Below are 21,199 nucleotides of genomic sequence, written 5' to 3'. Positions count from 1 at the left end.
ATTCGTCGCGATTCCATCATTCGTGGGCGATGGCCGCCAGCACATTCATGCGGGATGCACGCATCGCCGGGAGCAACGCTGCCACGACTCCGACGATCCCCGAGCCGATCACCACCGCGACCACAGTGCCCCACGGGACGGCCAGGGCTTTCATGCCCTGGAGCGCCAGTACCTGCTGTATGCACACGCCCCACACCAGGCCCAGCGCGAGCCCGAGGACGGCGCCGAAGACGGCGATGACGACCGACTCCAGCCGGATCATCCGGCGCAGTTGCCGCCGGCCGAGACCGATGGCCCGCAGCAGCCCGATCTCCCGGGTCCGCTCGACCACCGACAGCGCCAGGGTGTTGACCACGCCGAGCACCGCGATGACGATGGCCAGCCCGAGCAGCGCGTACACGAGGTACAGCAGGACGGCGATCTGGTCGTGCACCAGCTTCTTGTAGTCGGCCTGGTCGCGCGCCTGCACCTGCGGGTACGCGTCGAGGGTCCGCTCCAGCCGGGGCCGTAGCTGATCGGCGCCGCCGTCGCCCGCCGCGTTCACGTACAGCGCGGAGTCCTGGCCGCCGGGCACGTACTTCTCGACGGTCGCGATCCCGAAGAACAGTCCGCCCTGCATCCCGAACCCGTCGGCGGCGTCCTGGTCGGTGAGCGCGGTCACCTTCAGCTCGGTCTTGCGGCCGCCCGGGAACTCGACCGGGAGCACGCTGCCGATCCGTACGCCGTGGTCCTCGGCGAAGTCGGCGTCCATGCCGATCGCGCCCTCGGCCAGCGCGGCCGCCGAGTCGCCCGCCGCGTAGGTGACATGGGCGACGTCGTCGACCCCGTCGTCGTACCCGGCGGCGGTCGTCTCGACCCGGTCGCCGTCCGGCAGCCGGACGGCGACCGGCGCGAACCGCTGCCGTACGACGAGGCCGACGCCGTCGGTGCCGCGCACCGCGTCCGTGACCTCCTGGGAGAACGGCGTGTAGTTGGCGTTCTGGACCACGAAGTCCGCGCCGAGCGTGTCGTCGATCTGCTGGTCGAAGGACTTCGACATCGAGGCGCTCGCCACCGACATGCCGCCCACCAGGGCCAGGCCGACCATGAGCGCGGCCGCCGTGGCACCGGTGCGGCGCGGGTTGCGCAGGGCGTTGCGCTGGCTCATCCGCCCGACCGTGCCGAACAGGGCGGGGAAGGCCCCGCCCAGCACCCGGATCACCGGACGCACCAGCAGCGGGCCCGCGACGACGGTCGCGACCAGGGTCAGCACGACGCCCAGCCCCAGCAGGGAGGCCGCCGACGCCGTACGCGAGGAGACCGCGCAGCCCGCCAGCGCGGCCGCGCCGAGCGCCCCGAGGACCGAACCGACCACCGCGCGGACCTTCAACGGCCGTCCCACGCCCGCCACATCGGCGTCCGCGAGGGCTGCCATCGGCGAGACGGCGGCCGCGCGCCGGGCCGGGAGATAGGCCGCCACGAAGGTGACGCCGACGCCGACGGCGTAGGCCGCCACCGGGGTGCCCCAGCCGACGACCATCTCCGTGGTCTTGAGGTTCATGCCGAACGCGCTCATCAGCCGGATCAGCCCGGCGGCGAGCCCGATGCCGGCCGCGAGGCCCAGCGTCGAACCGACCAGACCGAGCAGCACCGCCTCGGTGAGCACCGAGCGCCGCACCTGACGGCGGTCGGCGCCCAGGGCGCGCAGCAGGCCCAGTTCGCGGGTGCGCTGGGCGATCAGCATCGAGAACGTGTTGACGATCAGGAAGACGCCCACGAGCACCGAGATCCCGGCGAAACCGAGCATCACGTACTTGATCACGTCGAGGAACCCGCCCAGGGACTCCGCCGACGACTTCGCCTGCTCGTCGGCCGTGCGCACCTCGTACGGCCCCGGGCCGAGCGCGGCGCTCACCCGGCGCTTCAGCTCGGCGTCGGTCACGCCCGGCGCCGCGTCCACGGAGACGCCGGTCGCCAGGTCCGCCGAGCCCAGCAGCAGGGCGGGGGCGGCCTTCGGGTCGAGGAAGACCAGGGCCGAACCCGGGTTGGTGGTGCGGAAGGTGGCGATGCCGACGATCTCGACGCGGAAGGTGCCCGGCTGGGCCATCACGGTGAGCGTGTCGCCGATGTCCACGTGCTTCTTGTCGGCGGTGTCCGCGTCGAGCAGCGCCTCGCCGTCCCCGCGCGGGGCGCGCCCCGAGGTGAGCCGTACGGGGCTGCGGTCGGTGACGTTCCAGTCGGCGGCGATGGTGGGGGCGCCGGTGGTCGGCCCCACCGACTCGTTCTCGCTGTCGACGACCGTGATGTTCTGCACGCCCACGTCCGGGCGGGCCGCCGCGACCCCGTCGACGCGGGCCACCTCGGCGGCGAGGGAGGCGGGCAGGGTCTGGACGGCGCCGGTCGGCACGGACGAGGTCAGATCGTCCTTCGGCTCGATGGAGACGTCCGCCGCCGTCGACGCGAAGAGCCGGTCGAAGGTACGGGTCACCGTGTCCGAGAAGATCAGGCTGCCCGCGACGAACGCCACGGACAGCACCACGGCGAGCGCCGAGAGGAGCAGCCGCCCCTTGTGCGCGAGGAAACTCCTGAGGGTGGCCTTCAGCACCGGGTCACTCCTCGGAGGCGCCGGATCGGGCGCCGCTCCCGGAGAAGCGACGCATCCGCTCCAGCACCGCCTCCGCCGTGGGCTCGGCCATCTCGTCCACGATCCGGCCGTCGGCGAGATAGAGCACCAGGTCGGAGTGGGCGGCGGCGTTCGGGTCGTGGGTGACCATGACGACCGTCTGGCCCAGGCTGTCCACGGCCTCGCGCAGGAAGCCGAGCACTTCGAGGCCGGCCCGTGAGTCCAGGTTGCCGGTCGGCTCGTCGGCGAAGATCAGCTCGGGGCGGGAGGCGAGCGCGCGGGCGCAGGCGACCCGCTGCTGCTGGCCGCCGGAGAGCTGCGCCGGCCGGTGCTTCAGCCGTTCGCGCAGTCCGAGCGTGTCGATGATCCGGTCCAGCCACTCCGGATCGGGCTTCTGCCCGGCGATGTCCATGGGCAGGGTGATGTTCTCCAGCGCGTTCAGCGTCGGGATCAGGTTGAACGACTGGAACATGAACCCGATCCGGTCGCGCCGCAGCCGCGTCAGCTCCCGGTCCTTCAGACCGGTGATCTCGGTGTCGCCGATCCACACCTGACCGGCCGAGACGGTGTCCAGACCCGCCAGACAGTGCATCAGCGTGGACTTGCCGGAACCCGAGGGACCCATGACGGCGGTGAACCGGCCGCGCGCGATGGCCACGTCCACCGAGTCCAGCGCGAGCACGGCCGTCTCGCCCGAGCCGTACGCCTTGGTCAGCGCGCGGGCGCGGGCGGCGGGCCCGTCGGCCGGGGCGGGTGCCGGGGCCGGACCGGGGGCGGGCCCCGCAGCAGGTGTGGACAAAACAGCCTCCTCGCTCACGCGGACTGGTTCGGCTCGCTTCTTCCCGTCTGTCCGGCCGAGGGTAGTGTGACCCGGCGCACAGCCGGTATCGCTTTTCGATTCCGGTGCGCCCTTGCGACTGCTAGCGTCCCGGCGCTAGCGTCGAGGTATGGCGAAGACCCAGCTCAACGTACGCGTGGACGAGGGCACGGCCCAGGCCGCCCGGGAGCGGGCCACGGCCCGCGGCATGAGCGTCAACCGCTACATCGAGGAGCTGGTCAGACGGGACGCGGGCGAGGTCGGCCACACCTTCGTGGAGGCCGCGGCCGATTTCATGAAGCGGTACGAGGGCGTCTTCGCGGAGGAGTTCGGCGCGGAACGCGAGGGCGGCGCGCGCGAAGGTCGTCGCTGATCCCTTGAACGATCTCCGCATCGACCTCGCCTGGCTCCTCATGCTCGCCGAACAGCGCACCCCGGGGGACCCCCAGGTCACCGACTGGGGCGCCCTGGTCGCGGCGGTCGCCCGCCACCAGGCCGAGATCTTCGACGTCCCCGTCTACGACGACCCCGCCGCCCGTGCCGCGTCCCTCCTCCAACTCCTCATCCACGTACCGGCGTTGGAGCGGTCCAACGCGCTCTTCGCGGTTGCCGTGGCGTACGCCTATCTCGTCGCCAGCGGTCTGAAGGTCGCCACCACGCCCGAACAGGTCCGGGCCCTGGCCCAGTTGGTCGCGAGCGGCGAGGCGGGCGTCCAGGACATCGCCCGCGAACTGCGCCGCTGGAGCCTATGAGGGCCGCACCGCGCTTCCGAGCACACAGTACGAGTACGGCAGCCTCGGCCCCTCCTCCGGCAGTGTGATCCGCCGGTACGGCCCGAGCGTGAACCCCGCGTCCCGCAGGGCGGACACCGTGTCCCGGGTGAGATGACAGCCGCCGACGAGCGGGGGCCACACCGTACGGTCCAGCGCGCGCTGCGTGAACCGCATCGCCCGCCCGCCACCCGGCCCGTGTTCGAGGAACCGCACCTCGCCCCCGGGCCGCAGCACCCGCCGCAACTCCCCGAGCACGCGCGGCACGTCCCGCACACTGCACAGCACCAACGACACCACGGCCGCGTCGAACGCCTCGCTCTTGACCGGCAGTGCCTCCGCCACCCCCGGCACCACGTCCACGGGCACCTCGGCACGCAGGGCGGCCTCCCGCGCCAGCTCCCGCAACCGCCCCTCCGGCTCGATGGCGACGACCTCGCTGACGGCACCGGGATAGTGCGAGAAGTTCATCCCGTTCCCGGCCCCCACCTCGATGACCCGCCCGGCCAGCCCACCGAGCAACCGCTCCCGCACGACACCCAGCCCGCCCCGCGTCTCGGCGGCGACACTGAACCGGGCATACCAACGGGCGAACACCGGATGATGCACGGCGGCATCGGACCGTCTCGCCATGACAACCTCCACCCGAGGACGACGAGCCTTACCCTCAGTCTCCCCCGTAGAGCCCCACGACACCTCACCGCCAGGGAACGGGCCCCGCCGGGGAGCCCTGCGGCAACGCGCGACGGTCCCGGCCCTGAGTACGGGGGCGGCGCGCGCACCGGTCACCGGCTACGACGCCGCGCCGCCGCCGCCCGCACGGGACGGGCCTCGGGTATCGGTCCGTGCGGGGCACCTGACCGCCCCGCGTGCCATGCCGAGCCGCGTCCGCGTCGGCGGGTCGGGTTTGGGTTGCCCGAGGGGTGCTCCAGGGCGAGGCCGCCGTGGTCCGGCCACCGGTACGGGGGGTGGGGCGGTACTTGACCGCCCACGCCGCGTGGAGCCCCCCCGCCCGCGCCGGGGCGGCCCGGTGGCATCCGCATCGCACGCCGCGGGTGCCGGGTGGTGTGCGCTACCTGCCCTCCGCGTGCCATGCCGAGCTGCGTCCGCGTCGGCGAGCCCGGCGCTGCGCGACGTCGGCACCGGCCGTCGGCGGGTCCGGTCCGGTGGGTTGCCCGAGGGGTGCTCCGGGGTGAGGCCGCCGCGGTCCGGCCGCCGGTATGGGGGCGTGGGGCGGTGCTTGACCGCCCCACGTCGCGTGGAGCCCCCGCCCGCTCCGCCGAGCCCGGCGGTCAGTCCGCCCTCGGCCCGTTCGTCGCGCGGCGGCGGAACGCGTCCGCATCCCAGTTGCCGTCCAGGCGGGGGGCCAGCCAGGTCGGGGCCTCGGTGCGGAACTCGGGGGGCGGGAGTGTGCCCACGCCCATCGGGATCGCGCCCAGCAGGGGGGCGGCCGCGACCTCCGGGAGGTCGGTGACGTTGCAGCGCATCGCCAGGTCGGGGGAGTCGGGCCAGCCGCCGATCACCACGCCGAGCAACTCCAGGCCACGACGCCGTAGTTCACGGGCCGTCAGCTCGGTGGTGTTGAGGGTGCCGAGGCCCGCCGTCGCCACCACCAGCACCGGTGCCCGCAGGGCCTCCGCCGCGTCGGCCAGTGTGCCGCCCGCCTCGTCGAAGCGGACGAGGAGACCGCCCGCGCCCTCGACCAGCACCAAGTCGTGCTCCACGGCCAGCTTGTGCGCCGCCTGCACCACGTCGTACGGCCGCACCGGCGTCATGCCCGCCCGCCGGGCCGCCGTCCCGGGCGCCAACGGCTCGGGATAGCGGGCCAGTTCGGCCGTCGTCACCGCACCCGCGAGCCGCGCGACCTCGTCCGCGTCGCCCCGCTCGTCCGGCCGTACGCCGGTCTGCGCGGCCTTGAGGACGGCGACCGTACGGCCCGCCGCGAGCGCGGAGGCGGCGACGGCCGCCGTCGTGACGGTCTTGCCGACCTCCGTGCCCGTCCCCGTGATCACCAGGATCGGCATGGTCATCCCTCCCGCGCGGCCGCGCACACCGCGCGCGCGATCCGGGCCACATCGACGTCACCGGTGACGTACGGCGGCATCGTGTACACCAGGTCGCGGAAGGGGCGCAGCCACACGCCCTCCCGTACGGCCGCCGCCGTGGCGGCCCGCATGTCCACCTCGTGGTCGAGCTGGACGACGCCGATCGCGCCCAGGACCCGGACGTCGCGCACCCCGGGCAGGTCGGCGGCCGGCGCCAGCCCCTCCCGCAGGCCCGACTCGATCCGCTTGACCTCCGCGAGCCAGTCCTGGCCGAGCAGCAGTTCGACCGAGGCGCAGGCGACGGCCGCCGCCAGCGGATTGCCCATGAACGTCGGGCCGTGCGCCAGCACCGGCACCTCGCCCCGCGAGATCCCGTCGGCCACCCGCGTGGTGCACAGCGTCGCCGCCATCGTCAGATAGCCGCCGGTCAGCGCCTTGCCGAGGCACATCACATCCGGCGTCACCGCCGCGTGCCCCGCCGCGAACAGCGCGCCCGTACGGCCGAACCCGGTCGCGATCTCGTCGAACACCAGCAGGACGTCGTGCGCGTCGCACGCCTCGCGCAGCACCCGCAGATACCCGGGGGAGTGGAACCGCATCCCGCCCGCGCCCTGCACCACCGGCTCCACGATCACCGCGGCCAGTTCGTCGGCGTGCCGCTCGATCGCGGACCGCAGCAGCTCGGCGTACTCCTCGTCGTACTCCGTGGGCGGCGCGTCCACGAAGACCTGGCGCGGCAGCACCCCGGTCCACAGGTCGTGCATCCCGCCGTCCGGGTCGCACACCGACATCGGCTGCCAGGTGTCGCCGTGGTAGCCGCCCCGCCAGGTCAGCAGCCGCCGCTTGGCCGGACGGCCGAGCGAACGCCAGTACTGGAGGCACATCTTCACCGCGACCTCGACCGACACGGACCCCGAGTCGGCGAGGAACACATGCTCAAGACCCTCGGGCGACATGTCGACAAGGTGCTTCGCCAGCCGTACGGCGGGCTCGTGGGTGAGCCCGCCGAACATCACATGGCTCATCCGGCCGAGCTGCTCGCGCGCGGCCTCGTTGAGCACCGGGTGGTTGTAGCCGTGGATCGCCGACCACCAGGACGACATGCCGTCGACCAGCTCGCCCGAGCCGTCCGCGAGGCGGAGCCGGACCCCGCTCGCCGACTCCACGACGAGCGGTTCGGCCCGGCCCGGCATCGGACCGTAGGGATGCCACACATGCCGCCGGTCCAGCTCCAGCAGCTCGGTGACGGGCAGTTCAGGCATTGGGCGCGAGGTCCGTTCCGGTGCCCCGACGGCGTACGGCGACCAGGTCGGGACGCGCCTCGCCGACGACGGGCTCCGCAGCCGTGGCGACGGCGGCGGCTGCCTTGTCGGGAGCAGGGGCCGCGGCCGGCACGGACCCGCACACACCACCGCCCCCGTGCGATCCGCACGCACCGCCCTCGTCGTGCGACCCGCACCCAGCGGAACCACCGCACCCGCCGGCCTCCGCGTGTGACCCGCACCCGCCGCCCCCGGCCCTCGCCGCCCGGTGCTCCGGCAGGGTCACCTCGCCCGTGCCCTCCACCTCGAACCCGGCGTCCGCGATCATCTCCAGGTCGGCCTTGCCCGCCTGGCCCTCACTGGTGAGGTAGTCGCCGAGGAAGATCGAGTTGGCCAGGTGCAGGGCGAGCGGCTGGAGCGTGCGCAGATGGACCTCGCGGCCGCCCGCGATCCGGACCTCGATGTCCGGGCAGACGAACCGGACCATCGCCAGGATGCGCAGACAGCGCTGCGGGGTGAGGTTCCACTCCTTGGCCAGCGGGGTGCCCTCGAACGGGATGAGGAAGTTGACCGGCACCGAGTCCGGGTCCAGCTCGCGCAGCGAGAAGACCACGTCCACCAGGTCCTCGTCCGACTCGCCCATACCGGCGATCAGACCGGAGCACGCCGAGAGCCCCGCCGCGTGCGCCTTGCGCACCGTGTCCACCCGATCGGCGTACGTGTGGGTGGTCGTGATGTCCCCGTAGGTCGCCTCGGAGGTGTTCAGGTTGTGGTTGTAGGCGTCCGCGCCCGCCTCGCGCAGCCGCTCGGCCTGGCCCTCGGAGAGCAGGCCGAGGCAGGCGCACACCTCGACGCCCTCGTTCTGGTCCTTGATGGTCTTGATGGTCGCCGAGACCCGGTCCACGTCCCGGTCCGTCGGGCCGCGCCCGGACGCCACCAGGCACACCCGCTTGGCGCCCCCGGCGAGCCCCGCCGCCGCGGCCTCGGACGCCTCGTCCGGCTTCAGCCAGGTGTACTTGAGGATCCCGGCGGTGGAGCCGAGCCGCTGGGAGCAGTAGGAGCAGTCCTCGGGGCACAGCCCCGACTTCATGTTGATGAGGTAGTTCAGTTTCACCCGTCGCCCGAACCAGTGGCGGCGCACCTTCCCGGCCGCGGCCACCACGTCCAGCACGTCGTCGTCGGAAGTGGCGAGGACGGCCAGGGCTTCCTCGCGGGTCGGCAGCTCGCGCCGAAGCCCCTTGTCCACCAGCGTGTTCAGCAGGTCCATGAGAGCCGATCCTGTCCTACGGACCCGCCTCGGGCCAAGGTAGGGATCACACAACACACCCCGTTCGAGGTGTGGGTATTGCCACACCGTGGGTAGCGGTCGCTGCGACTAGTGTCTGTCCGCTATCTACAAAAGCCCTGGATCGATCCGTATGAGCCCCGGATCGACGAAAGCCCCGGAGGAGCCATGGCGTTCGGCTGGATCGACGAGCAGGCGGAACTGCGCCGCCGGGCGGGCCTCGTACGGACCCTGCGGCCGCGGCCGGCCGAGTCGCCGCTGCTCGATCTCGCCAGCAACGACTACCTCGGCCTCGCCCGCCACCCGGAGGTCACCGAGGGCGCCGCGGCCGCCGCCCGGACCTGGGGCGGCGGCGCGACCGGCTCGCGCCTGGTCACCGGCACCACCGAACTCCACGGCGAACTGGAGCGGGAACTCGCGGACTTCTGCGGTGTCGAGGCCGCGCTGGTCTTCTCCTCCGGGTACGCGGCCAACCTCGCCGCGGTCACCGCGCTCGCCCCGCACGGTTCACTGATCGTCTCCGACGCGGGCAACCACGCCTCCCTCATCGACGGCTGCCGGCTGGCCCGGGGCACCACCCAGGTGGTGGCGCACGCCGACCCCGACGCCGTGCGCAAGGCGCTCGGCACCCACGACGGACCCGCCGTGGCGGTCTCCGACACGGTCTTCTCGGTCGACGGCGACGCCGCCCCGCTGGCCGCCCTCGCGGCCGCCTGCCGGGCGCACGGGGCCGGACTGGTCGTCGACGACGCGCACGGCCTCGGCGTCCTCGGCGACGGCGGCCGGGGCGCCCCGTACGCGGTGGGGCTGGCGGGCGCCGAGGACGTGGTCGTCACGGTCACGCTCTCCAAGTCGCTGGGCAGCCAGGGCGGCGCCGTGCTCGGGCCCGCGCGCGTAATCGACCATCTGGTCAACGCGGCCCGGACGTTCATCTTCGACACCGGTCTCGCCCCGGCGGCGGCCGGCGCGGCCCTCGCCGCGCTGCGGCTGCTGCGCCGCGAGCCGGAGCGGGCGGCACGCGCGCGTGCGGTGGCGGACGAGCTGTACGCCCGGCTGACGGCGGCGGGCCTGGAGGCGGTGCGGCCGGACGCCGCGGTGGTCTCCGTGCGCGCCCCGTCCCCGGAGAAGGCCGTACGGTGGGCGGCGGACTGCCGTTCGGCCGGACTGGCCGTGGGCTGCTTCCGTCCGCCCTCCGTGCCCGACGGCGTCTCACGCCTCAGGCTGACGGCCCGCGCGGACCTCTCCGGGGCCGAGCTGGAACGCGCTGTACGGGTGATCGACGAGACGCGGCCATGAGTCGGCGTGACACGGCCGTGCGTCGCCGGTGACGGACCTGGGGTCGGTCACAAGGGCGGTCGGTGAGGGGTCGGTCAGCGGAACGCGGCGGTGAAACCCGACCAGCTCTCGGGGGAGAAGAGCAGGGCGGGCCCGGCCGGGTCCTTGGAGTCGCGTACGGCGAGCAGTCCGGCCCATGGCCCCGCGGCCGGCCGGGCGGTCTCGACGCAGTTGTTGGCTCCGGTGCTGTAGCTGCTGCGCAGCCAGCGCACCCCGGGCAGGTGGCCGGGGTCGGTGTGACAGGGGACGTTCCGGGGCAGTGCCGTCATGGTGCCTCCTTACGCGCCGTGGGCCAGCGCGGAGAGGTGTTGGAGGGTGTCCTCGGGCGAAAGCGCGTGCGCCCGGAGGGCGTTGAAGGCTTCCGTGTACGCCTCGAGGTCTTCTTTCCGTTCGAGATAGAGGCTACTCGTCAAGTGGTCGAGAACAACCACATCCAGATCGGAAGCGCTCGAAAACGAGAAGATGACGAAAGGTCCGGTGACGCCGATGTGCGCTCCGGCGGCGAACGGCAGTACCTGGAGCCGCACATGGGGCAGGCGCGCCGCCTCCACCAGCCGGTGGAGCTGCTCCGCCATCACCTCGCGGCCGCCCACCTGACGCCGCAGCACCGCCTCGTCCAGCACCGCGCTCAGCCCCATCGGCGGGCTTCCGTGCAGGACGTCCTGCCGGGCCAGCCGTACCTCCACCAGCCGGTCGAGCTGGGCCTCGTCGACGCCCTCCACGGCGGCGCGGGTGACCGCGCGGGCGTACCCGGGGGTCTGGAGCAGGCCCGGCACCACCGTCGTCTCCAGGGTGCGCATCGCGGTGGCCTGCGACTCCAGGCTGATGAAGTCCCGGTAGGCGGGCGGCAGGATGCCGCGGTAGGCGTGCCACCAGTGGTCGCGCTCCCCCTCGCCGCCGTCCGCGCCGGCCAGGGCGAGCATCAGTTCCCGCAGCCGGGGATCGGTCACGCCGTAGGCGTCGAGCAGTAACCGCACATCGGCCGGTTTCGCACCGCTGGTGCCCGTCTCGATACGGCTCACCTTCGACTGGTGCCAGCCCACGAGCCGGGCCGCCTCGCCGCTGGTGAGGCCCGCCCGGGTGCGCAGGGTGCGCAGTTCGGCGCCCAGTTTCCGGCGGCGCACCGCGGGACCGTGCTGCATGGGCTCCTCCTTACTCCGCACGGGACGCCCCCGCACGGTCCGCCCCGGCAGAGTTCACCGCATCGGGCGACAGATATATGCATATCTTGGTGGATCGCCCCCGTGACCGGTCCGCTGGTGGCAGTCTGGCGACGAAGCACCAGTCCGGGACCGTACTCGAACCATCCGCACCGTGTCGGGTCCCCGGTCCCGTGGGAAAGGGACGACGTCGCCATGGCAGACCATCTGGAAGCATCCGTCACTCTGCCGAGCGATCCCGCCTCGGTCTCCACGGCCCGCGGCTTCGTGGCCGACACCCTCGGGGAATGGGGCCTGCCGGCCGACTCGGAGGCCGCCGACACCATCCGGCTCATCGTCTCCGAACTCGCCACCAACGCCGTACAGCACACGTTCGGCCAGTCACCCACCTTCACGGTGGACCTGGCGCTCGGGCGTGACGAGGAACTGCGCATCGGGGTCACCGACAGCCATCCGCGCTTCCCCAGACGACTGCCGGCCGCCGTCCAGCAGGACAACGGCCGAGGCATGGTGATCATTCGCTGGCTGACCGCCGAGTGCGGCGGAAAGCTCGGGGTGCGCCCCACGCGCGAGGGCGGCAAGACGGTCACCGTCCACCTCCCGTGGCAGATCCGGCCGGAGCCGGTCGCGGGCGTGGCGGTGGCCGCCCCCCTGGAGGGCGAGAGCCCGGGGCGGTGACGGCGCCTCAGGGACGCCGGCACCACCCCGCGACTCAGCGCACCCGCCCGTACCAGACGCTCTTGGTCCAGATCTTCTGGAGCTTCACCACGTCCCCCGTCTTGGGGGAGTGCCAGATCTTGCCCTTACCCGCGTAGATGCCCACGTGGTAGACGCTCGACCCCGAGTGGAAGAACACGAGGTCACCGGCCTTGCGGCCGGACGCCGAGATGTGGCGCGTCTTGTTGTACTGCTGGGCGGCCGTACGCGGCAGCTTCTTGCCCGCCTTCTTGTACGAATACTGCGTCAGCCCGGAGCAGTCGAACCGCTTCGGCCCGGTGGCGCCGTACTTGTAGGGAGCACCCTTCTTCGACGCGGCGATCTGGAGCGCCTTCGTCGCCGGTGTGGCGGCCGCGGCGTCCGATGCGACACCCGGCACCACGATCGAACCGCCGACGGCGGCGATGGCGAAAGCCGAGGCCGTGCCGGCCCGGGCCATGAGCGACGGGACACGATTCAGCGCAGTCATGCGCAACCCTTCGTCAGCCGCCTGTGAAGGATGACCTGTCGGATTCGGGCTGGCGAAGTTGCCCGGCCGCGGTTGCGGCTTCACCCCAAGGGCTGCTCGGCCCGGTCATGGCGTGACCGTCCCGGCGACCCGTCGTGCTTGGGTCCTCCACTCCTGCCGATGCACTCCTGTCGACCGGTCATCCGGGCGGCGGCAGGACTCGGCGTCCGCCCGGACCGCCCCGCCGCTTGTGGCGGGGGCTTGTCGTCAGACAGGGATCTTGACTCACGGATGTCCGAAAATCCCAATGGAATCGGGGATTTGTGGGGTTACTCACCACTCACCCGTTCGGGTGGACACCCTGATGCCGTATCAGGTGTCAAGGGCGCCAAAGGGCCCCGGACCTGCGCCGGAACCCTCTCTTCCGCCCTCGGGGAGGGGCGCGTGCGCAAGTGCGACGGGCTCTCGACCGGAGGTGCGAATACGCCGTACGGGGGTAACCCGTCTGGTGCGTTTCGTGTCCCGCCCGCGCGTCGCGTCCGGGGCGCGGACGGACCGGTCCGTACGGTCCCCCGTCAACTGTCCGAGCGCGGCGGCAGCGTGACCCGCGCGGTACGGCGCTCCCCGTCCAGGACGCGCAGCGCCCGCGCGAGCGTGGGCGCGTGCATCTCGCTCTCGCCGCGCTGGTGCATGAGCGTCAGCGCGTCCCGCAGCTCGGCCGCGCGGGCCACCAGCGCCTGGGCGGCCCGCAGTCCGCGGTACGTGTCCCCGTGGTGCGCGGGGTTGATCCGGCCGAGCTGGTCGACGACGTCGAGATAACGGTCGATCAGCTCGGCCTCGGCCCGGGTCAGCGCGGGCAGCGGCGGCAGCTCGGGAACCATCCCGGCGTCCCCCCTCCATCGGTGACGGTGCGTCCGTAAAAAATGTACAGGACGTACGTCACGTTAGACTGGGGCCATGGCCTACGAGATTCCGGTGACACAAGCCAGGGCTGAACTCGCCGACCTGATCAACCGCGTGGTGTACGCCGGCGAACGAGTGGTCGTCACCCGCCACGGCAAGCCGTTGATCGCCCTGGTCTCCGCGGCCGACCTGGAACGCCTGGACGCCCTGGACGCGCCGGCGGAGGAGCGAGCGGTCGCCGCGCTCTCCGCCGCCCACGAGGTCGCGCCCCTGCCCCGCGAACACGAACGCTTCACTCTCACGGCCGAACACCGGCGCGCGAACCCTTCGTAGCTCTTGGGGGGCACCGACCGGCGTCGGGGCTCGTGGGCCGCCCTGTGGGCCTCACGGCGCCGTATACGGTCCGTGGCGGTGGGCGGGGGACCGCCGGTGCCGTGGCGGGCGGGGTGCGGTCGAGCGGCTCGGAGCGGGGGGCCACGGGGCCGCCCGTCGGTGCCGTCGGGGGTCCGGGGGCAGGGGCCCGGCGCGGGGCCGGGACGACGGGTGGGGGAGATCCGTTCGGTTTACGTGGGTGAAATGCGGTCCAACTAGCCTGCCCATCCACGCCACCAGGGGTTTTCCTCGTGGCCGCGGTCGCCGGGCCCCGCACGGTCCGGAGCGAGGGAGTGAGGTGGGACGTGCAACTGACCCCGCACGAGCAGGAGAGGCTGCTGATCCATGTCGCGGCCGACGTCGCCGAGAAGCGCCGGGCGCGCGGGCTGCGGCTCAACCACCCCGAGGCCGTCGCGCTGATCACCTCGCACATCCTGGAGGGCGCCCGGGACGGCCGTACCGTCGCCGAGCTGATGTCCTCCGGGCGCAAGCTGCTCACCCGCGACGACGTCATGGAGGGCATCCCGGAGATGATCCACGACGTCCAGGTCGAGGCGACCTTTCCCGACGGGACGAAACTCGTCACCGTCCACGACCCGATCGTCTGACCCGGGAGGCCGCGATGATTCCCGGAGAGTTCCTGTTCGCCGAGGACCCGATCGTCTTCAACGAGGGCCGCGAGGTCACCCGGCTCACCGTCCTCAACGCCGCCGACCGGCCCGTCCAGGTCGGCTCCCACTACCACTTCGCCGAGGCCAACCCCGGACTGGAGTTCGACCGCGCCGCCGCGCACGGCAGACGGCTGAACGTCGCCGCCGGCACCGCCGTCCGCTTCGAGCCCGGGATCCCCGTCGACGTCGAACTCGTACCGCTCGCCGGGGCCCGGGTCGTGCCCGGACTGCGTGGGGAGACCGGAGGTGCCCTCGATGCCTGAGATCTCGCGTGCCGCGTACGCCGACCTGTTCGGCCCGACCACCGGGGACCGGATCCGGCTGGCCGACACCGATCTGCTGGTCGAGATCGAGGAGGATCGTTCCGGCGGTCCGGGTCTCGCCGGTGACGAGGCCGTCTTCGGCGGCGGCAAGGTCATCCGGGAGTCCATGGGCCAGGCCCGCGCCACCCGCGCGGAGGGCACCCCCGACACCGTCATCACCGGCGCGGTGGTCGTCGACCACTGGGGTGTCGTCAAGGCCGACGTCGGCATCCGCGACGGGCGGATCACCGCGCTCGGCAAGGCGGGCAACCCCGACACCATGGACGGCGTCCACCCGGACCTGGTCCTCGGCCCGGAGACCGAGGTCATCGCGGGCAACGGACGGATCCTGACGGCCGGCGCGGTCGACGCGCACGTGCACTTCATCTGCCCGCAGATCGCCGACGAGGCGCTCGCCTCCGGCGTCACCACCCTGGTCGGCGGCGGCACCGGACCCGCCGAGGGCTCCAAGGCCACCACCGTCACCCCCGGCCCCTGGCATCTCGCCCGGATGCTGGAGGCGATGGAGCAGTACCCGCTGAACATCGGCTTCCTCGGCAAGGGCAACACCGTCTCCCAGGAGGCGATGCTGTCCCAGATCAGGGGCGGCGCGCTCGGTCTGAAGCTGCACGAGGACTGGGGGTCGACCCCGGCCGTCATCGACGCCTCCCTCACGGTCGCCGACCGCACCGGCATCCAGGTCGCCATCCACACGGACACCCTGAACGAGGCCGGTTTCGTGGGCGACACGCTCGCCGCGATCGCCGGACGCGGCATCCACGCGTACCACACCGAGGGCGCGGGCGGCGGGCACGCGCCGGACATCATGACCGTCGTCTCCCAGCCCCATGTGCTGCCCAGCTCGACCAATCCGACCCGCCCGTACACCGTCAACACCGCCGAGGAACACCTCGACATGCTGATGGTGTGCCACCACCTCAATCCGGCGGTCCCGGAGGACCTGGCCTTCGCCGAGTCCCGCATCCGGCCCTCCACCATCGGCGCGGAGGACATCCTCCACGACCTCGGCGCCATCTCGATCATCTCCTCCGACTCCCAGGCCATGGGCCGGGTCGGCGAGGTGATCCTGCGGACCTGGCAGACGGCGCACGTCATGAAGGGGCGGCGCGGCCCGCTCCCGGGGGACGGTCGCGCCGACAACCACCGCGTCCGTCGCTATGTCGCCAAATACACGATCAACCCGGCGCTGGCCCAGGGCCTGGCCCGCGAGATCGGCTCCGTCGAGAGCGGCAAGCTCGCCGACCTCGTGCTGTGGGAGCCGGCCTTCTTCGGCGTCAAACCGCATCTCGTCCTCAAGGGCGGTCAGATCGCGTACGCCCAGATGGGTGATGCCAATGCCTCCATCCCGACCCCTCAGCCGATCCTGCCGCGCCCGATGTACGGGGCGATCGGACGGGCCCCCGCGTCCAACTCGGTCAACTTCGTGGCGCCCCTCGCCGTCGAGGACGGGCTGCCCGAGCGCCTCCAGCTCGGCAAGCGGTTCGTCGCCATCGAGTCGACCCGTGCGGTGACCAAGGCGGACATGCGGGAGAACGACGCCCGGCCGCGGGTCGAGATCGACCCCGACAGCTTCGCCGTGCGCATCGACGGCGAACTGGTCGAGGCGACTCCGGCCGCCGAACTGCCCATGGCCCAGCGCTACTTCCTGTTCTGAACCGTTCTGACAGCACCCGGAAGGACACCGGTATGACGAGGGCCGCGCTTCTGGTCCTGGCCGACGGCCGGTTCCCCGCCGGAGGGCACGCGCACTCCGGCGGGGCCGAGGAGGCCGTCAAGGCCGGCCGGATCACCGGCGCGGCCGGCCTGGAGGCGTTCTGCCGGGGCCGGCTGCACACGGCCGGGCTGGTGGCGGCGGCGCTCGCCGCGGCGGCCGCCGCCGGGGCCGACCCGGCAAAGCTGGACGCGGCGGCCGACGCCCGCACCCCGTCCCCCGCGCTGCGGCTGGCCGCGCGGAAGCTGGGGCGGCAACTGGCGCGGGCCGCCCGCGCGACCTGGCCGAGCCCCGAACTCGACGCCCTGGTACGCGCGTTCCCCAAGGGCGCCCACCAGCCGGTGGTGCTCGGCCTGACCGCGCGGGCGGCGGGGCTGGGTCCGGCGGACGCGGCGTACTGCGCGGTCTACGAGAGCGTGAGCGGTCCGGCGACGGCCGTGGTGCGGCTGCTCAGCCTCGACCCGTTCGAGGCGACGGCCGTCCTGGCCCGGCTGGCCCCGGAGCTGGACCGGGTGGTCGACCGGGCCGTGGCGGCGGGACACGCCGTGTGCTCCGACGGCACCGACGCCCTGCCGTCCGCGTCCGCCCCGCTGCTGGAGATCGGCGCCGAGGCACACGCGGCCTGGCCGGTACGCCTGTTCGCCTCCTAGCGGGCCCGCAGCCCCGCCCACTTCCAACTCCTGGCGGGCCCGCACCCCTCCGCCCCCTTCCCCTACAAGGAGCCGCCCCATGCATCTCGACCACTCCCACTCCCACGACGGCCCGGCCGCGGTCGGCGCCGACGCCCACCGGGGCGACGGCACCCGGCGGGCGCTGCGGATCGGGCTCGGCGGCCCGGTCGGCTCGGGCAAGACCGCCACCGTCGCCGCGCTCTGCCGCACCCTGCGGGACGAACTCTCCCTCGCCGTCGTGACCAACGACATCTACACCCGCGAGGACGCCGAGTTCCTGCTGCGGGAGGCCGTGCTGCCGCCCGAGCGGATCACGGCCGTGGAGACCGGCGCCTGCCCGCACACCGCGATCCGCGACGACATCTCCGCCAACCTCGAAGCCGTGGAGGACCTGGAGGACGCCGTCGGACCGCTCGACCTCGTGCTCGTGGAGTCCGGTGGGGACAATCTGACCGCCACCTTCTCCAAGGGGCTCGTGGACGCGCAGATCTTCGTGATCGACGTGGCCGGCGGCGACGACATCCCGCGCAAGGGCGGGCCCGGTGTCACCACCGCCGATCTGCTGGTCGTCAACAAGACCGACCTCGCGCCGTACGTCGGCTCCGACCTCGCCCGGATGGCCGCCGACGCCAAGGCCCAGCGCGCCGAACTGCCCGTCGTCTTCCAGTCGTTGCGCGCCGAGGACGGGGTGCGCGACGTCGCCGCCTGGGTGCGGGCGCGGCTCGCCGACTGGACGGCGTGAGATGAGCGGGGTGCACGCCACCGCGCGGATCCGGGCGTGCGCGGACGGCCGGGGCGGCACCGCCCTGCCCGTCCTCGACGGCGAGGGACCGCTGGCGCCGCGGCGCACCCGGGGCACGGCCGAAGAGGCGCGGGTCGTGCTCGTCGGGGCGATGAGCGGGCCGCTCGGCGGGGACCGCTTCGCCGTCGAGGCCGAGGTGGAGGGCGGCGCCCGGCTGCGCGTCGGCTCGGCCGCCGCCACCATCGCCCTGCCGGGACAGCTCAAGGACGAGGCGCACTACGCGGTCCGCCTCAGCGTCGCCGACGGCGGTGAACTGCGGTGGCTGCCCGAGCCGTTGATCTCCGCGAAGGGCAGCGAACTGTACGTCACCACGCGCGCCGACCTCGCGCCAGGCGCCCGGCTGGTGCTGCGCGAGGAGCAGGTGCTCGGGCGGGCGGGGGAGGAGCCGGGGCGGCTCGGCAGCCGGCTGGTCCTGCGGATCGGGGGCAGGACCGTGCTCGACCAGGAACTGTCCTGCGGTCCCGGCGCGCCCGGCGGCTGGGACGGCCCCGCCGTGCTCGCGGGACACCGCGCGGTGGGGCAACTGCTCGTCGTACGGCCGGAGTTCACGGAGCGTCCGGTGGCCGCGCGGATGCTCGGCGCCCACGCCGCCGTGATGCCGCTGGCGGGGCCCGCCGCGCTGGTGAGCGCCGTCGCCCCGGACGGGCGGCTGCTGCGGCGGGTGCTCGACGAGGCGCTCTCCACCCTTGATTGAACCGACAACTTTCGGTGAGCGGTACTTCACTATCCGGTTATCGGATTGGCAAAGAAGGTCAACCACACCTGTTCTCAGGCGCCTCACAGCAGCAAGGATCCCCCTAACGTGTCGTCACTAGCTAGGGGGAGATCCCACTTGAGGGACATACGACCGAACGCGCGCACCGCTGCGCTCGGGACGGCAGGCGCACTCGTCGCCGCAACCCTGATGGCCGGTGCCGTGGTGGCACCCACCGCCAGCGCGACCAGCGGCGGTGCGGGCCAGGACCGGGAGATGCGCGGCGCCGCCATCGCCGCGGAACGCGCCGCCAAGGCGGGCATCGACTGGCAGGACTGTCCCGCCGACTGGGGACTCGAGAAGCCGATCCAGTGCGGCTATGTCACCGTGCCGCTCGACTACGCCCGGCCCCACGGCAAGCAGATCAAGATCGCCGTGGACCGCATCGGCAACACCGGCACCAAGAAGGAGCGCCAGGGCGCCCTCATCTACAACCCCGGCGGCCCCGGCGGCTCGGGTCTGCGCTTCCCGCGCCGGGTCACCACCAAGGCCCCGCTGTGGGCCAAGACCGCCAAGGCGTACGACTTCGTGGGCTTCGACCCGCGCGGCGTCGGCCACTCCGCGCCCATCTCCTGCATGGACCCGCAGGAGTTCGTGAAGGCGCCCAAGGCCGACCCGGTGCCGGACACCGAGGCCGACAAGCTCGCCCAGATCAAGCTGGCCCGCGAGTACGCCGACGGCTGCTACGAGCGCAGCGGCGAGATGCTGCCGTACATGACCACGCCGAACACCGTGCGCGACCTGGACGTCATCCGGGCCGCCCTCGGCGAGAAGAAGCTCAACTACCTGGGCGTCTCCTACGGCACCTACATCGGCGCGGTCTACGGCACCCTGTTCCCGGGCCACGTCCGCCGGATGGTCGTGGACAGCGTCGTCAACCCGTCGCGCGAGAAGATCTGGTACCAGGCCAACCTGGACCAGGACGTCGCCTTCGAGGGCCGCTGGAAGGACTGGCAGGACTGGGTCGCCGCCAATGACGCGACCTTCCACCTCGGCACCACCCGCGCCGCCGTCCAGGCCAAGTGGCTGGACCTGCGCGCGACCGCGAAGAAGAGCCCCCTCGGCGGCGTCGTCGGCCCCGCCGAGCTGATCTCCTTCTTCCAGAGCGCCCCGTACTACGACTCCTCGTGGATCCCGGTGGCGACGGTGTTCAGCAAGTACGTCGCCGGCGACACCCAGGCGCTGATCGACGCGGCCGCGCCCGACATGAGCGACCTCGCGGGCAACGCCTCCGCCGAGAACGGCAACGCCGTCTACACGGCCGTCGAGTGCACCGACGCCAAGTGGCCCACCAGTTGGCGGACCTGGAACCGGGACAACACCCGGCTCCACAAGGACCACCCGTTCATGACCTGGGCCAACGCCTGGATGAACCTGCCCTGCGCCACCTGGCCGGTCAAGCAGCAGACCCCGGTGGACGTGAAGACGAAGAAGGGCCTGCCCGGTGTGCTCATCGTGCAGTCCGAGCACGACGCGGCGACCCCGTACGAGGGTGCCGTCGCCCTGCACAAGCGCTTCAAGGGCTCGCGTCTGATCACCGAGAAGGACGCCGGTTCGCACGGTGTCACCGGCCTGGTCAACCCCTGTGTCAACGACCGGGTCGACGCCTACCTGCTCACCGGCAAGCTGGACGCCCGGGACGTGACCTGCGCCCCGCACGCCACGCCGAAGCCGTAACACGCGCCACCCGTACGACGAGGGGCGGCCGGATCGACTCCGGCCGCCCCTCGCGTATGTGACGTACCGTCAACGGCGCGGCAGTCTGGGGAACTTGCGCTGCCGCTCCGCCTTGGCGGCGGTCTCCTCCGCCTTCACGACCGCCGCGTACCGGTCGACGTACTCCTGCTCCGACAGCGACAGGATCGCGTACATGATCTCGTCCGTGATCGCGCGCAGGATCGCCTTCTCGCCCTCCATGCCCGCGTAGCGGGAGAAGTCGAGGGGCTCGCCGAAGCGGATGGTCACCGGGTGCGGGGTCGGCAGGACCTTGCCGGGCGGCTGCGCCTCGAAGGTGCCGATCATCGCGCAGGGGACCACCGGCACCCCGGCCCGCAGCGCCATCACCGCCACCCCGACCTTGCCCTTGTACAGACGGCCGTCGTGCGAGCGGGTGCCCTCCGGGTAGATGCCGAGCAGTTCGCCCTTGGACAGCACGCCGAGGCCCTCGCGGATCGCGGCCTGGCCCGCCTCCTTGCCCGAGCGGTCCACCGGGATCTGCCCGGCGCTGCGGAAGAAGGCCGCCGTCAGCCGTCCCTTGAGACCGGGGCCGGTGAAGTACTCGGCCTTGGCCAGGAAGGTGATGCGCCGTTTGAGGACCGCCGGCATCAGGAAGTGGTCCGCGAACGACAGATGATTGCCCGCCACGATGGCCGCGCCCGACTCCGGGATGTGCTCCAGGCCGGATATCCGCGGACGGAAGGTCAGTTTGAGCAGCGGTCCCAGCACCACGTATTTCAGGAGGTAGTAGAACAAGGGGATCGCTCCTCAGCCGGGCGGACCGCTGCCGTCGCCGTGTTCCAGCAGGTCAACGGGTGTGATGTGGGCTGCCAGT

The 21,199-nt window shown here is 72.6% G+C and carries 23 protein-coding genes; 12 read left to right on the top strand and 11 right to left on the bottom strand.

The window, feature by feature from the left end:
• Positions 1 to 16 precede the first annotated feature (16 nt).
• Together AFM16_RS06570 and AFM16_RS06565 are read right to left on the bottom strand one after the other, a co-directional pair.
• Positions 17 to 2,584: an ABC transporter permease gene (locus AFM16_RS06570; RefSeq protein ID WP_078632740.1), complete on the bottom strand. Its 2,568-nt coding sequence runs from the start codon at positions 2,582 to 2,584 to the stop codon at positions 17 to 19.
• Between the two features lie 4 nt (positions 2,585 to 2,588).
• Positions 2,589 to 3,401, bottom strand: a complete 813-nt coding sequence (locus tag AFM16_RS06565) for an ABC transporter ATP-binding protein (RefSeq protein ID WP_078632739.1) — start codon at positions 3,399 to 3,401, stop codon at positions 2,589 to 2,591.
• A gap of 148 nt (positions 3,402 to 3,549) precedes the next feature.
• Between AFM16_RS06565 and AFM16_RS06560 the strand changes: the two genes are divergently transcribed.
• Together AFM16_RS06560 and AFM16_RS06555 are read left to right on the top strand one after the other, a co-directional pair.
• Positions 3,550 to 3,792, top strand: coding sequence for a toxin-antitoxin system antitoxin component (locus AFM16_RS06560; protein ID WP_030795641.1), 243 nt, complete (start codon positions 3,550 to 3,552; stop codon positions 3,790 to 3,792).
• A 4-nt stretch (positions 3,793 to 3,796) separates the two neighbouring features.
• On the top strand, positions 3,797 to 4,171 hold the full coding sequence (locus AFM16_RS06555) for a hypothetical protein (protein WP_030795638.1): 375 nt from the start codon (positions 3,797 to 3,799) through the stop codon (positions 4,169 to 4,171).
• Here AFM16_RS06555 and AFM16_RS06550 read toward each other — a convergent pair.
• The 4 genes from AFM16_RS06550 to bioB all read right to left on the bottom strand — a co-directional run bounded on the left by AFM16_RS06550 (position 4,166) and on the right by bioB (position 8,763).
• A complete protein-coding gene (locus AFM16_RS06550) occupies positions 4,166 to 4,822 on the bottom strand; it encodes a class I SAM-dependent methyltransferase (protein WP_030795636.1) in 657 nt (218 codons plus the stop codon). The two genes, AFM16_RS06555 and AFM16_RS06550, sit on opposite strands and share 6 nt — an antisense overlap.
• Before the next feature lie 659 nt (positions 4,823 to 5,481).
• Positions 5,482 to 6,213, bottom strand: coding sequence for a dethiobiotin synthase (gene bioD / locus AFM16_RS06545; RefSeq protein WP_078632738.1), 732 nt, complete (start codon positions 6,211 to 6,213; stop codon positions 5,482 to 5,484).
• A 2-nt stretch (positions 6,214 to 6,215) separates the two neighbouring features.
• Positions 6,216 to 7,496 carry an adenosylmethionine--8-amino-7-oxononanoate transaminase gene (locus AFM16_RS06540; RefSeq protein WP_078632737.1) on the bottom strand — a complete coding sequence of 427 codons (1,281 nt, stop codon included), beginning with the start codon at positions 7,494 to 7,496 and terminating at the stop codon, positions 6,216 to 6,218.
• A complete protein-coding gene (bioB, locus tag AFM16_RS06535; protein WP_078632736.1) occupies positions 7,489 to 8,763 on the bottom strand; it encodes a biotin synthase BioB in 1,275 nt (424 codons plus the stop codon). Before bioB ends, AFM16_RS06540 begins: the two co-directional genes overlap by 8 nt.
• Positions 8,764 to 8,949: 186 nt before the next feature.
• Here bioB and AFM16_RS06530 point away from each other — a divergent pair, with 186 nt between their 5' ends.
• Positions 8,950 to 10,077, top strand: coding sequence for an 8-amino-7-oxononanoate synthase (locus AFM16_RS06530; protein ID WP_078632735.1), 1,128 nt, complete (start codon positions 8,950 to 8,952; stop codon positions 10,075 to 10,077).
• Between the two features lie 74 nt (positions 10,078 to 10,151).
• On the opposite strand, the gene AFM16_RS06525 is transcribed toward AFM16_RS06530, so the two are convergent.
• Together AFM16_RS06525 and AFM16_RS06520 are read right to left on the bottom strand one after the other, a co-directional pair.
• Complete coding sequence (locus tag AFM16_RS06525; protein WP_030795626.1) at positions 10,152 to 10,385, bottom strand: DUF397 domain-containing protein; 234 nt, start codon at positions 10,383 to 10,385, stop codon at positions 10,152 to 10,154.
• Positions 10,386 to 10,394: 9 nt separating this feature from the next.
• Positions 10,395 to 11,258, bottom strand: coding sequence for a helix-turn-helix domain-containing protein (locus AFM16_RS06520; RefSeq protein WP_030795624.1), 864 nt, complete (start codon positions 11,256 to 11,258; stop codon positions 10,395 to 10,397).
• 213 nt (positions 11,259 to 11,471) lie between these two features.
• Between AFM16_RS06520 and AFM16_RS06515 the strand changes: the two genes are divergently transcribed.
• Entirely contained in the window at positions 11,472 to 11,954 is a 483-nt protein-coding gene (locus tag AFM16_RS06515) for an ATP-binding protein (protein ID WP_051780934.1), read from the top strand.
• Between the two features lie 34 nt (positions 11,955 to 11,988).
• On the opposite strand, the gene AFM16_RS06510 is transcribed toward AFM16_RS06515, so the two are convergent.
• Both AFM16_RS06510 and AFM16_RS06505 read right to left on the bottom strand, forming a co-directional pair.
• Positions 11,989 to 12,462 (bottom strand): C40 family peptidase, encoded by a 474-nt coding sequence (locus tag AFM16_RS06510; protein ID WP_030795620.1) that lies wholly within the window; start codon positions 12,460 to 12,462, stop codon positions 11,989 to 11,991.
• A 554-nt stretch (positions 12,463 to 13,016) separates the two neighbouring features.
• A complete protein-coding gene (locus AFM16_RS06505) occupies positions 13,017 to 13,322 on the bottom strand; it encodes a hypothetical protein (RefSeq protein WP_078632734.1) in 306 nt (101 codons plus the stop codon).
• A 76-nt stretch (positions 13,323 to 13,398) separates the two neighbouring features.
• Here AFM16_RS06505 and AFM16_RS06500 point away from each other — a divergent pair, with 76 nt between their 5' ends.
• The 8 genes from AFM16_RS06500 to AFM16_RS06465 all read left to right on the top strand — a co-directional run bounded on the left by AFM16_RS06500 (position 13,399) and on the right by AFM16_RS06465 (position 20,325).
• Complete coding sequence (locus tag AFM16_RS06500; protein ID WP_078632733.1) at positions 13,399 to 13,677, top strand: type II toxin-antitoxin system prevent-host-death family antitoxin; 279 nt, start codon at positions 13,399 to 13,401, stop codon at positions 13,675 to 13,677.
• Between the two features lie 344 nt (positions 13,678 to 14,021).
• Positions 14,022 to 14,324: an urease subunit gamma gene (locus AFM16_RS06495; protein WP_028808600.1), complete on the top strand. Its 303-nt coding sequence runs from the start codon at positions 14,022 to 14,024 to the stop codon at positions 14,322 to 14,324.
• A 14-nt stretch (positions 14,325 to 14,338) separates the two neighbouring features.
• The gene (locus tag AFM16_RS06490; RefSeq protein WP_078632732.1) at positions 14,339 to 14,650 is read left to right on the top strand and encodes an urease subunit beta; all 312 of its coding nucleotides are present in this window, start codon (positions 14,339 to 14,341) and stop codon (positions 14,648 to 14,650) included.
• The gene (locus AFM16_RS06485) at positions 14,643 to 16,364 is read left to right on the top strand and encodes an urease subunit alpha (RefSeq protein WP_078632731.1); all 1,722 of its coding nucleotides are present in this window, start codon (positions 14,643 to 14,645) and stop codon (positions 16,362 to 16,364) included. The genes AFM16_RS06490 and AFM16_RS06485 overlap by 8 nt, the downstream gene beginning before the upstream one ends.
• 32 nt (positions 16,365 to 16,396) lie before the next feature.
• Positions 16,397 to 17,071 (top strand): urease accessory protein UreF, encoded by a 675-nt coding sequence (locus AFM16_RS06480; protein ID WP_078632730.1) that lies wholly within the window; start codon positions 16,397 to 16,399, stop codon positions 17,069 to 17,071.
• A gap of 79 nt (positions 17,072 to 17,150) precedes the next feature.
• Positions 17,151 to 17,834 carry an urease accessory protein UreG gene (ureG, locus tag AFM16_RS06475; RefSeq protein ID WP_078632729.1) on the top strand — a complete coding sequence of 228 codons (684 nt, stop codon included), beginning with the start codon at positions 17,151 to 17,153 and terminating at the stop codon, positions 17,832 to 17,834.
• 1 nt (position 17,835) lies between these two features.
• Positions 17,836 to 18,588 (top strand): urease accessory protein UreD, encoded by a 753-nt coding sequence (locus AFM16_RS06470; protein WP_078632728.1) that lies wholly within the window; start codon positions 17,836 to 17,838, stop codon positions 18,586 to 18,588.
• 210 nt (positions 18,589 to 18,798) lie between these two features.
• A complete protein-coding gene (locus AFM16_RS06465) occupies positions 18,799 to 20,325 on the top strand; it encodes an alpha/beta hydrolase (protein WP_078632727.1) in 1,527 nt (508 codons plus the stop codon).
• Between the two features lie 69 nt (positions 20,326 to 20,394).
• Here the strand turns inward: AFM16_RS06465 and AFM16_RS06460 are convergent, their stop codons facing one another.
• A complete protein-coding gene (locus AFM16_RS06460; protein WP_030795601.1) occupies positions 20,395 to 21,120 on the bottom strand; it encodes a lysophospholipid acyltransferase family protein in 726 nt (241 codons plus the stop codon).
• Positions 21,121 to 21,199: the final 79 nt, after the last annotated feature.

It is taken from the genome of Streptomyces antibioticus (assembly GCF_002019855.1).
GTDB lineage: Bacteria > Actinomycetota > Actinomycetes > Streptomycetales > Streptomycetaceae > Streptomyces > Streptomyces antibioticus_B.
The sequence above is the reverse complement of the archived record's forward strand: the minus strand, read 5'-3'. Positions and strand labels throughout refer to the sequence as shown.

Excerpts from the sequence above, each read along its gene's own strand:
- AFM16_RS06560 (WP_030795641.1), top strand. The coding sequence starts at position 3,550 with ATGGCGAAGACCCAGCTCAACGTACGCGTGGACGAGGGCACGGCCCAG.
- AFM16_RS06550 (WP_030795636.1), bottom strand. The coding sequence starts at position 4,822 with ATGGCGAGACGGTCCGATGCCGCCGTGCATCATCCGGTGTTCGCCCGT.
- bioD (WP_078632738.1), bottom strand. The coding sequence starts at position 6,213 with ATGCCGATCCTGGTGATCACGGGGACGGGCACGGAGGTCGGCAAGACC.
- AFM16_RS06540 (WP_078632737.1), bottom strand. The coding sequence starts at position 7,496 with ATGCCTGAACTGCCCGTCACCGAGCTGCTGGAGCTGGACCGGCGGCAT.
- bioB (WP_078632736.1), bottom strand. The coding sequence starts at position 8,763 with ATGGACCTGCTGAACACGCTGGTGGACAAGGGGCTTCGGCGCGAGCTG.
- AFM16_RS06530 (WP_078632735.1), top strand. The coding sequence starts at position 8,950 with ATGGCGTTCGGCTGGATCGACGAGCAGGCGGAACTGCGCCGCCGGGCG.
- AFM16_RS06525 (WP_030795626.1), bottom strand. The coding sequence starts at position 10,385 with ATGACGGCACTGCCCCGGAACGTCCCCTGTCACACCGACCCCGGCCAC.
- AFM16_RS06520 (WP_030795624.1), bottom strand. The coding sequence starts at position 11,258 with ATGCAGCACGGTCCCGCGGTGCGCCGCCGGAAACTGGGCGCCGAACTG.
- AFM16_RS06515 (WP_051780934.1), top strand. The coding sequence starts at position 11,472 with ATGGCAGACCATCTGGAAGCATCCGTCACTCTGCCGAGCGATCCCGCC.
- AFM16_RS06510 (WP_030795620.1), bottom strand. The coding sequence starts at position 12,462 with ATGACTGCGCTGAATCGTGTCCCGTCGCTCATGGCCCGGGCCGGCACG.
- AFM16_RS06505 (WP_078632734.1), bottom strand. The coding sequence starts at position 13,322 with ATGGTTCCCGAGCTGCCGCCGCTGCCCGCGCTGACCCGGGCCGAGGCC.
- AFM16_RS06500 (WP_078632733.1), top strand. The coding sequence starts at position 13,399 with ATGGCCTACGAGATTCCGGTGACACAAGCCAGGGCTGAACTCGCCGAC.
- AFM16_RS06490 (WP_078632732.1), top strand. The coding sequence starts at position 14,339 with ATGATTCCCGGAGAGTTCCTGTTCGCCGAGGACCCGATCGTCTTCAAC.
- AFM16_RS06485 (WP_078632731.1), top strand. The coding sequence starts at position 14,643 with ATGCCTGAGATCTCGCGTGCCGCGTACGCCGACCTGTTCGGCCCGACC.
- AFM16_RS06480 (WP_078632730.1), top strand. The coding sequence starts at position 16,397 with ATGACGAGGGCCGCGCTTCTGGTCCTGGCCGACGGCCGGTTCCCCGCC.
- ureG (WP_078632729.1), top strand. The coding sequence starts at position 17,151 with ATGCATCTCGACCACTCCCACTCCCACGACGGCCCGGCCGCGGTCGGC.
- AFM16_RS06470 (WP_078632728.1), top strand. The coding sequence starts at position 17,836 with ATGAGCGGGGTGCACGCCACCGCGCGGATCCGGGCGTGCGCGGACGGC.
- AFM16_RS06465 (WP_078632727.1), top strand. The coding sequence starts at position 18,799 with ATGGCCGGTGCCGTGGTGGCACCCACCGCCAGCGCGACCAGCGGCGGT.